This window comes from Clostridium sp. UBA5988, from assembly GCF_002435615.1.
Classification (GTDB): Bacteria; Bacillota; Clostridia; order Clostridiales; family Clostridiaceae; genus Clostridium_J; species Clostridium_J sulfidigenes.
Genome location: NZ_DJBA01000058.1, coordinates 1 through 10564, shown reverse-complemented (window position 1 = coordinate 10564; position 10564 = coordinate 1). Strand labels below are relative to the sequence as shown.

At 29.3% G+C, this 10564-nt stretch carries 10 protein-coding genes; 3 read left to right on the top strand and 7 right to left on the bottom strand.

Features of this window, described 5'->3' with window-relative positions; all coding sequences use genetic code 11:
- Positions 1-231: transposase-like zinc-binding domain-containing protein (locus tag B3J31_RS12910; protein ID WP_346874076.1), on the bottom strand; the 231-nt coding region annotated here is incomplete at its 3' end.
- Between the two features lie 204 nt (positions 232-435).
- On the opposite strand from B3J31_RS12910, the gene B3J31_RS12905 reads away from it, so the two are divergent.
- Entirely contained in the window at positions 436-1560 is a 1125-nt protein-coding gene (locus B3J31_RS12905) for an ABC transporter ATP-binding protein (RefSeq protein WP_346867821.1), read from the top strand.
- 4 nt (positions 1561-1564) lie between these two features.
- Entirely contained in the window at positions 1565-3136 is a 1572-nt protein-coding gene (locus B3J31_RS12900; protein ID WP_150843514.1) for a glycine betaine ABC transporter substrate-binding protein, read from the top strand.
- Between the two features lie 117 nt (positions 3137-3253).
- On the opposite strand, the gene B3J31_RS12895 is transcribed toward B3J31_RS12900, so the two are convergent.
- The 5 genes from B3J31_RS12895 to B3J31_RS12875 all read right to left on the bottom strand — a co-directional run bounded on the left by B3J31_RS12895 (position 3254) and on the right by B3J31_RS12875 (position 8429).
- On the bottom strand, positions 3254-4399 hold the full coding sequence (locus B3J31_RS12895) for a LysM peptidoglycan-binding domain-containing protein (RefSeq protein WP_150843513.1): 1146 nt from the start codon (positions 4397-4399) through the stop codon (positions 3254-3256).
- Between the two features lie 178 nt (positions 4400-4577).
- Positions 4578-5534: an ABC transporter substrate-binding protein gene (locus B3J31_RS12890; protein ID WP_150843512.1), complete on the bottom strand. Its 957-nt coding sequence runs from the start codon at positions 5532-5534 to the stop codon at positions 4578-4580.
- 236 nt (positions 5535-5770) lie between these two features.
- On the bottom strand, positions 5771-6526 hold the full coding sequence (locus tag B3J31_RS12885) for an ABC transporter ATP-binding protein (RefSeq protein ID WP_346867820.1): 756 nt from the start codon (positions 6524-6526) through the stop codon (positions 5771-5773).
- Entirely contained in the window at positions 6527-7486 is a 960-nt protein-coding gene (locus tag B3J31_RS12880; RefSeq protein ID WP_346867819.1) for an iron chelate uptake ABC transporter family permease subunit, read from the bottom strand.
- On the bottom strand, positions 7476-8429 hold the full coding sequence (locus B3J31_RS12875) for an ABC transporter permease (protein WP_346867818.1): 954 nt from the start codon (positions 8427-8429) through the stop codon (positions 7476-7478). The genes B3J31_RS12880 and B3J31_RS12875 overlap by 11 nt, the downstream gene beginning before the upstream one ends.
- Positions 8430-8902: 473 nt before the next feature.
- On the opposite strand from B3J31_RS12875, the gene B3J31_RS12870 reads away from it, so the two are divergent.
- Positions 8903-9829 carry a DMT family transporter gene (locus B3J31_RS12870; protein WP_346867817.1) on the top strand — a complete coding sequence of 309 codons (927 nt, stop codon included), beginning with the start codon at positions 8903-8905 and terminating at the stop codon, positions 9827-9829.
- An 81-nt stretch (positions 9830-9910) separates the two neighbouring features.
- Here B3J31_RS12870 and B3J31_RS12865 read toward each other — a convergent pair whose 3' ends face one another.
- Positions 9911-10462, bottom strand: coding sequence for a GNAT family N-acetyltransferase (locus B3J31_RS12865; RefSeq protein WP_150843507.1), 552 nt, complete (start codon positions 10460-10462; stop codon positions 9911-9913).
- Between the last annotated feature and the right edge of the window lie 102 nt (positions 10463-10564).

Sequence of the window (10564 nt, the reverse complement as noted above, 5' to 3'; positions counted from 1 at the left end):
ACTAATAAAAGATTTTAAGCAACTTTTGCATAGATATTTCTGTGTTGTTTTGTTCTTACCATTCTTCACAATACGGCTGCTATCGCAGTAAGGGCAACTTAACTCCTTAGCCTTTTTATTTAGTAAAACATCATTCATTGTTTTGCTTATATCTAAAATTAGTTTTACTCTTTCATTTTCTTTTAAATCTCTAGCTAACGCTAACACTTCGAGATAATTTGGCAAACTCATTTTCAAACCTCCATAATTAATGTTCATATCAACTACAGAGCCTATAAATTAATAAGGCTATCTCAAAATAATTCATTAATCTTTGCTAGTATATGAACTAAGATTAATATTATTGGAGGATAGCTTATTTTTATTTTTTTGAATTTGACAAAGTAACAACTTGCATTTATAATTAGGTTGTTACTTTACAAAGGAGGATTTACATTGATAAAATTCGAGAATATTTCAAAAAAATTTAAAAATACTACTGTTCTTTCTGATATCTCTTTTGAGATTGAAAAAGGTAAACTAGTAGCTATTATAGGTGAAAGTGGTTGTGGAAAGACAACTACACTGAAAATGATTAATGGTCTCATAACCCCAACTTCTGGTAAAATCTATATCAACAATGAAGATATTAGCATTAAAAATGTAATAGATCTTAGAAGAAATATGGGTTATGTTATTCAGCAAACAGGTTTATTTCCTCATATGACCATAAGAGAAAATATTGAACTAATACCAAAAGTTGAAAATAAAAATCCTGAAGATATCAAACAACAAACATATGATTTAATGGACATGGTTGGTCTTGATTGTGATAAATTTCTTAATAGATATCCTGTAGAACTTAGTGGAGGGCAACAACAAAGAGTAGGTGTCGCAAGAGCCTTTGCCACTAATCCAGATATAATATTAATGGACGAGCCATTTTCAGCTCTTGATCCAATTACTCGTTCAAGTTTGCAAGATGAACTTGTAAATTTACAATCAAAACTAAAGAAAACTATTATATTTGTAACTCATGATATGGATGAAGCTATAAAAATATCAGATAAGATGTGCATCATGGATAAAGGTAAAATTATTCAATACGATACACCTGAAAATATATTAAAAAATCCTGTCAATGATTTTGTATCACAATTTGTTGGTAAAAAAAGAATATGGACCTCTCCTGAATTTATTAAAGCTGAAGATATTATGATAGAAAATCCTATAACTTGTTCTAAGGACCTATCAATATTTAAATGTATAGAAAAGATGCGTTCATACAAAGTTGATAGCTTAATGGTTATTGATAACAAATCAAAAAAACTGCAAGGAATAGTAAAGGCAAAACAAATGCGATCAATTGATGATAAATCAATTCAAGTCAATTCCATTCTTAACAATAATTATATTTATGTTTCTCCGAATGATAATATAATTGATATTTTAAAAATTGTAAATGAGAATAATATTTCAACAGTTCCTGTTTTAAATGATAGTGGCAGTCTTATTGGATTGATTACTGAAAGTAGTCTTGTTACAACGCTTAGTCAACAATATATAGAAGAGGAGGCGTAGTAATATGAATATTTTAGAATACATTTTCCAAAATAAAACACAAATTATATCATTATTGATTGAGCATATCAGACTTACTGCAATTTCAGTTGGCCTAGCAATTTTAATAGGTGTTCCCCTAGGAATTCTAATTTCCTATGTCAAGAAGTTAAATAAACCAATTCTTGGAGCTGCAAATATTATTCAAGCTATCCCTAGTATGGCTTTATTAGGATTTTCCATACCATTTTTAGGTATAGGAACTCTCCCTGCAGTTACAACAGTAATTCTATATTCCCTGTTGCCTATAATCAAAAATACTTATACTGGGATTTCTAATATTAACCCACAGACAATTGAAGCGGCAAAAGGAATAGGATTGACAAAATTTCAAATTCTAACAAAAATTCAAATTCCATTAGCTCTCCCTGTTATAATGGCTGGAGTTCGAATTTCTTCTGTTACTGCTGTTGGCTTAATGACCATTGCTGCCTTTATAGGTGCTGGTGGATTAGGTTACCTTGTATTCTCCGGAATAAGAACTGTGAATAATAATCAAATACTAGCTGGTGCAATCCCAGCCTGTATACTAGCTTTAGCTGTAGATTTTCTAGCTAGTATTGTTGAAAAACTAACAACTCCAATCAGTTTACAAAAGGTTAAGTCTAATACAAAAAAAGATTTCATGAAAACTCGTAAAATGCAAAAAGGAATATTAGCAATATCAAGTATTTTTGTTATTCTAATATTTATATTTTCTGCAATTACTAACGTTAATACTAACTCAAAAGTAATTACTGTAGGGAGTAAAGATTTTAGTGAACAAATGATATTAGGCCACATGGTTTCAGATTTAATTGAAGAAAATACAGATATTTCAGTAAATCGTAAAATTAATCTTGGTGGTACTCAAGTGTGCTTTTCTGCTTTAAAATCTGATGACATAGATTTATATATTGAATATAGTGGGACAGCTTATGGAGATACCTTAGGTAACCCTCCTATAAGTGATATGGAAAAAGTATATGATACTGTAAAAAAAGATTTCAAAGAAAAATTTGATATTGAAGTTTTAAAACAAATGAACTTTAATAATACTTATACTCTAGCTGTTGAACAAGAAACAGCTGAAAAGTATAATTTGGAAAGCATCAGTGATCTCTCACTCATTGCTAGTAATCTAAAGTCTGGAACTACCTTAGAATTCTTAAATAGGGAAGATGGTCTTCCTGGATTGAGTAAAAAATACAATTTTTCATTCAAAGATTCCATAGGCCTTGATGGTTCTCCTCGATATACTGCTTTAATCAGCAAAGAGGTAGATGTGGTAGATGCCTTTGCAACAGACGGATTGCTAAAGAAATTTAAACTAAAGACATTAAAAGATGATAAGAACTTTTTCCCACCCTATTATGCCATGCCTATAGTTAGAGGAGAAACTCTTAAAGAGTATCCAGAAATAATTCCTCTATTGGAGCAATTATCAACTATTCTTAATGATGATATCATGATGGAACTTAATTATAAAGTTGACGAACTACAGATGGAACCTGATGATGTATCCCGAGAATTTTTAGTAAAACAAGGTTTAATATAAATATAAAAACTTTTTATTACACCTAATAAGTTATAGATTAAATTTCAAATACAAGAGACTGTGCAGAATAGATTAAAAATCACTCTGCAACAGTCTCTTTTTCTTATTAAGGTTGTTTTACTTTATTTTTATCACTTGTCCTGGGTATATTAAATTTGGATTTGATATATTATTAAGCTTAACAAGAGTTAACGTAGTAGTGCCAAATCGCTGTGCTATCTCACTTAAAGTATCCCCCGACTTTACAGTATAATAGGATGAACTACTAGTATTTCCTTTAGATGAAGAACTACCTGATGGTAATACTATTTTTTGTCCTGGATATATTAAATTAGGATTTGATATATTATTAATACTAGCTAGAACTTTAGTTGTGGTTCCATATTTTTGTGCTATATCGCTCAAAGTATCTCCTGATTTTACAATATAATAGGATGAATTACCAGTATTACCTCCTGTTGAAGAACTACCTGTTGGCAATACTATTTTTTGTCCTGGATATATTAAATTAGGATTCGATATACCATTAATAGATGCCAATTTTTGATAGGTTGTATTATATTTTTCTGCTATTCCACTTAAAGTATCCCCTGATTGTACTATATAGTATTTATCATTTTTACTATTTTCATCTGTACCTGGATTTTCTGGTACACTTTGTCCATTTAATAATATTCCCTCATTAAACTCATTTAGGTCACAATTTCCACTTACACCTGGGACTTGTCCAGTACTTGAAAATTGAAAGCCAACCCATTGATTCCATATTGGATTACTGGCAGGTCTCCTTACCCCATATTCAGCAATCCATAAAGGATATATTTCTAACCTACTATCTAAACCAGTTCTTGTAAAATTAGTATAGGTATAAACTACTACACCTTTACTAGTTAGTTTTTTAACCTCTTCTAAAAATGTTATTGCTGCGCTTGTTAAAGATGTCTTATCTAAACCATTAGTCTGTTCTATATCTATAGCTAGTCTACAATCAAATTCTCTATTCCCAATGGTATTTACAAAATGTCTAGCTTGAGCTTTAGGATCTATTCCTCCTAGAAAGAAGTGATAAAATCCAACCTTCAAACCCTGCTCTTTAGCATTTTTATAGGATGAAGAAAAATAATTATTAACATAGCTTATACCTTCCGTTGCTTTAATATAAACTATTTCTATCCCACTGTCTTTTACTTTTTTAAAATTTACATTTCCTTGCCAACTACTTATATCAATCCCCTTATAATTACTACTATTTCTACTTTCCATAGAAACACCTCCTCTCTATATAAATATGCTCTTTATTAATTTATTCTACTCTCTATTATAATTTTTATATTATATAACTAACTTTAATATGATGACAGTATTATAATAACTAAACGCACCATGAAAATAGCTATTTGACTTTTAAAATGTCAAATAGCTATTTCTATTTTACTAATTATTATTTTGTGATCCCTTCCATATCCTCTATCATTAAATCTGCTGCTTGAAGCCCAGCTCCACCCACATACCAAGCTTGAGCATTTAGATAAACTATATTTCCATTTTTATATGTGTCTGTAGTTTTTACTAACTCATTCTCTATTACTTCTTTAGCTGCTGAATAATCTTCTGAGCCACTTGTTCCTGCTGACTTATCAACTACAAAAAGATAGTTTGGGTTTTTAGCTAACAAGTACTCATAAGTTATATTTTGACCATGCTTTGATACTTCTATATTCTCATCTGTTGGAACAAAGCCGAACTTTTCAAATATAATTGAAAATCTTGAACCGGCTCCGTATACACTCATAGAACCATCTGTTATTATAGTAGCTAAAGCATTAAACCCTTGCTCTTTTACTTTTTGGCCTACATCTTCAACTCTTTTATTAAGTTCTTTTAATTTAGATATTGCTGCATCTTCTTTACCAAATATTTGTCCTATTATGTTTACATTTGACTCTAATGACTCCAAATACTTTGTAGTATCTGTTCCTAATTGTATTGTTGGAGCTATAGCAGAAAGTTCATCATAATAATCAGCTTGTCTACCTTCAATAATTATTAAATTCGGTTTCATCTCATTGATTACTTCTAGACTAAATTCTTTTAATCCACCTAAATCTATATATTTTTCTTCCTTATATTGTGAAAGATAAGTTGGCAGATTTTTCTTTGGTAATCCTACTAATCCTTTTATATCTAATGAATCCATAATATCTAAAGATGCATAGTCTAATACTACTACCTTTTCTGGATTTTTAGGTACCTCAGTTTCTCCAGCAGTATGAATTATTTTTATAGTTTCACCTTTTATCCCCGCATTATCTTTGTTACCAAGTTTTGTAGCTGCAAACACACCAATTAAAGCAACTATTGCAACTCCTACTATTATACTAATTTTTTTCTTATTCATTTATTTCACCTATTCCTTTCATTTATATCCAATTACTATTATCTTTATATCTTAATATTTATTTATAATAAATTTCTTTAATTTTAAATTTAAAAAGTTATGGCACTCCTTGCCCCTTACTATTTGAAATGAAACTCCTCTTCGTTACACTCAAATGAGTAAGTTTCCATAATTAAATCATAGATTTAAATGGTCACTTAAGTTCCACCAACCAAATCATAGATTTGGGGTCTCACTTAGAAATATACGCAGATGTTGTTTCCATTTATATTCTTTATGTGAAAATCTATTTCATATACGTCTTCTAAAACATCTTTTGATATTATGGCATCAGTTATATCATCTTTAACTATCTTCCCATCTTTAAGAATAACTATTTTATCTGAGTAAACTGATGCAAAGTTTATGTCGTGCATAACTATTACTACAGTTTTTCTAAGATCATCCACTAGTCCTCTTAATACTTTCATCATCTGTACTGAATGTTTCATATCTAAGTTATTTAATGGTTCATCTAATAGTACATACTCTGTATTTTGAGCTATTACCATAGCAATATATGCTCTTTGTCTTTGTCCACCGCTAAGCTCATCTAAATATCTATCTTCAATATCCTTAAGTTGCATATATTCTATGGCTTCATCTACATACTTTGTGTCTTCTTTTGTCAGTCTACCTTCGCAGTGAGGGTAACGTCCAAAGCTAACTATTTCCTTTATAGTTAATCTTACATTTATATTGTTAGATTGTTTAAGTATAGCTATTTTTTTAGCTAATTCCTTAGTGTCCCATTTTTCTAACTCCCTACTATCTATAATAACTTTGCCTTCATCTTTCTTCATAATACGAGATATCATTGATAGTAAAGTACTCTTTCCTGCTCCATTAGGTCCTATAAAAGAAGTAATCTTACCTTTTTCTATGTTTAAAGATACATTGTCTACTACTGGATTATCTCCATACTTTTTAACTATACCTCTAACTTCTATCATTTATTTTCCCTCCTTCATTAAAAGATATATAAAGTAAATTCCACCAATAAAATTAATTATTATACTTACTGTACTTCCAAAGTTTAATATTCTTTCCACTATGAACTGTCCAGCTATTAAAGCAATTATACTTATCAATATACTTCCCGTTATTTGATAACTATGTTTATATGTATTAAGAAACTGGTAAGATAGATTAACTACCAATAATCCAAGGAAGGTTATTTGTCCAACTAAAGCTGTAGATATTGATACTAATACTGCTACAACTATTAATATTTTTTTAGAAAATCTATCAAAATCTATTCCTAAGTTTATAGCTTGATCTCTTCCCAAAAGCATAACATCTAATTTTTTTACATCATCATAAAATAATACAAAAATAATTAGTAAGGCTATTACTGATATTAACAATATATCCGTATTAACATTAGCAAAGCTAGCAAATATTTTACTTTGTAATGTTTCAAATTCATTTGGATCAATTATTACTTGCATAAAAGATGTCATACTTTTAAACAAGGTTCCCAATACTGTTCCCACCAATAGCAAAAAGAATATATTACTATTTCCATCTTTTTTAAATAATATTTTATAAAGAACTAAAGTACCAACTAACATTATGGTAACTGAAACCATAAAATTCACATTTCTGTTTATCATAAATATACTTGATGCTCCGAATAAAAACACGGATATGGTTTGTACAAACATATATAAGGAATCAAGTCCAAGTATGCTTGGCGTTAGGATTCTATTATTTGTTACTGTCTGAAATATCATAGAAGAAAAGGCTATTGACCCTCCAGTAATTACTATAGCTATAACCTTAGGTATTCTCTTTGATAGGTTATAACCCCAGTTTCTACCATTTAATCCTTCAAACAAAAATAAGCCAATAACAAATACTGCAACTATTCCAAGTATATATAACTTCTTTTTATCTATATTATCCTTCATTTCTATTCCTCCTAAATATCAGGTAAAGGAATATAATACTTCCTGTAACTCCTACAGTAAGACTTATAGGTACTTCATAGGGATGAATTACAAGTCTACCTATAATGTCACATGCTAGTACAAATATTGCCCCAAACAAAGCTGTATCCCAAATATTCTTACTAAGATTGTCCCCTTTAAATATAGATACTATATTAGGAACTATTAATCCTATAAAAGGTATATTCCCAACAGTTATTACTACTAAAGCTGAAATCAATGCAACAATTATAACTCCAATATTGGCAACCTTATTATAGTTAATCCCTAAATTTGATGAGATATCCTCCCCCATTCCTATAATAGTAAATTTATTAGCATACAAAAGTGCTAATATTAATAATGGTATAGTCAAATAGAGGAGCTCATAATTTCCCTTTATAATCATGGAAAAATCTCCTTGGAGAAAAGTTCCCATACTTTGAACTAAATTGTTTTTATAAGCAAAGAAATCTGTCATAGACCCTATAACATTTCCTACCATTATTCCCACTAGAGGTATGAATACAACATTTTTCATTTTTATGGTTTTAAGTATTTTCATAAATACAAAGGTTCCCAAAAGGGCAAATATAAATGCTGTTATCATCTTTTGCATCAAAGTTGCTGATGAAAATAGTAGCATAGAAACTAGTACCCCAAACTTTGCAGAGTCTACGGTAGCTGCTGTACTTGGAGAAACAAATTTATTATTACTAATTTGCTGCATTATAACTCCACCAACACTCATTCCTACTCCAGCTACTACTATACTAATAAGCCGTGGCAATCTAGTTAAAATTATTATATTCATCTTACCGTGGTCCCATTGCATTATATCTGTAATACTTATATTCTGAACCCCTATAAATATTGAAGACATACACAGTATTATGAATAAAGGAATTAAATATTTCTTTTTCATATTTCCTCCAAAACTTTATTATGTATCGTAAATATCTTTATGTATTAAATTATGTGATATTTTCAAACACTTATATATACTTGATGTAATATCAAAATCGCATTGTTAATTGAAATGCAATTTTAATTGATAACTCTTATCGCTATTTTATAATAACCTAATTGATAATCATTTTCAACTTCTTCAAACTTAAATACACTTGATTAGATTACTCAAAATTCTCCATTCTCCATTTTTCTATATTTTTCTTATATATTTATATTGAACATTTATACTAAAATTTGGTTTTTAAATTTTAGATAATATGAATTCTATTGTTAAAAACAATAAATAATAAAGCTCATTTACATTGGTTGCATATAATAGTAAAATTCTAATTGAGATAATTAGATATTTAAAGCTATATTTACAATAAATATATGTGGATTTGTAATTATTTAACTTTTCAATGTACAGAGGGGATTATTTAAATTATGAGTAAAAAAGATGTTTTTCAAAAAAGTGGTGTAATTTTATTATTAGCTTTACTATGTACCATACTTTGGGGAAGTGCCTATCCATCTATAAAGATTGGCTACTCTTTATTTTCTATAAGCGAAAATGATATTTTCAGTAAGCTTCTCTTTGCAGGCAATCGATTTGCTTTAGCAGGTCTTCTAGTAATTTTATTAACTTGGATAATTCAAAAGAAATTTCCTATTCCTAAAAAGGAGGCCTTAAGTCATATTGCACTACTTGGGTTTATTCAAACTACTTTAGAATATTTATTTTTCTACATAGGACTTTCTCACACTACCGGTGTTAAGGGGTCCATATTAAACGGTACTGCAACCTTTATGGCTGTAATTCTTGCTCATTTTATATATTCAGATGATAAATTAAATTTCCAAAAGGTCTTAGGATGTATTGTTGGATTTATGGGAGTAGTTATAATTAACTTAGGTGGTAAAGTTGGAAGTGGTTTTACCTTTACTGGTGAAGGATTTATTATTCTTGCTGCTGCTTCCTTTGCAATTGGATCTCTTATAAGTAAAGAAGCAGCTAAGAGAGAAGATAGTATGATAGTCACAGGATGGCAACTACTCTTTGGAGGGGCTTTACTTATAATTATAGGCGCACTTGGAGGTGCACGAATCTCTATACCTTCTACTGAAGCTATGCTATTACTTTTATATCTCTCTCTTCTTTCTTCAGTGGCTTTTACAATATGGACTATCTTATTAAAGCATAATAATGTTGGTAAAATTTCTATATACAATTTTTTAACACCTGTGTTTGGTGTTTTTCTTTCTGCTATATTTTTAAAAGAATCTATTTGGTATTGGAAAAATCTCTTGGCACTTGTATTTGTATGTGTTGGAATATATATAGTAAATAAACCTAAAGTTAAAAATAGTTAACTAAAATTAAAAGACTCTACGAACTAATTATTCGTGGAGTCTATATTTTAAATCTATTCAATCTATAATTATATACTTTACCTATAAATATTTACTTTTATATTCATCACAATACTCTATTTTAGTTATGGAATAGCATACATCATCATATATTCTTCCATCATAAGTTTCGCTAGCCATTCTTAATGTTCCATCATATTTAAATCCACACTTTTCTATAACCCTTTTAGATTTATGATTTCCCTGATAATGATAACAAGATACTACTTCACATTTTATTTCTTCGAACAAATATTTTAATACCCTATTTACTGCTTCAGTCATAATTCCTTTTCCCCAATATTCTTCTGAAAGTACATATCCTATCATTCTTGCTTTTAATAAATTCCTTTTCACATCTCTATGATTACCAATAGAACCAATTACCCTATTATTTTTCTTATATACAATTGCCCATACCTCATCATTCTTTATAAATGACTGAAGTATCCCTTTAGATATTTCTTTATTCTTATGGGGTTTCCATCCTGCCATAGGACCAACATTAGGATTTTTAGAATACTCATAAAAATCATCCAAATCCGCTTTTTCCCAACTTCTCAAAATCAATCTTTCTGTTTCTAACAACTTCATAATCCACCTCTTAACTTTTACAATTTATTCTTTAACCTTTTAGTTTATGTTTTATATAAACAGAGTTCTTTGCTTCAGAGGGAGTTTTTACTCCCTCTGAAG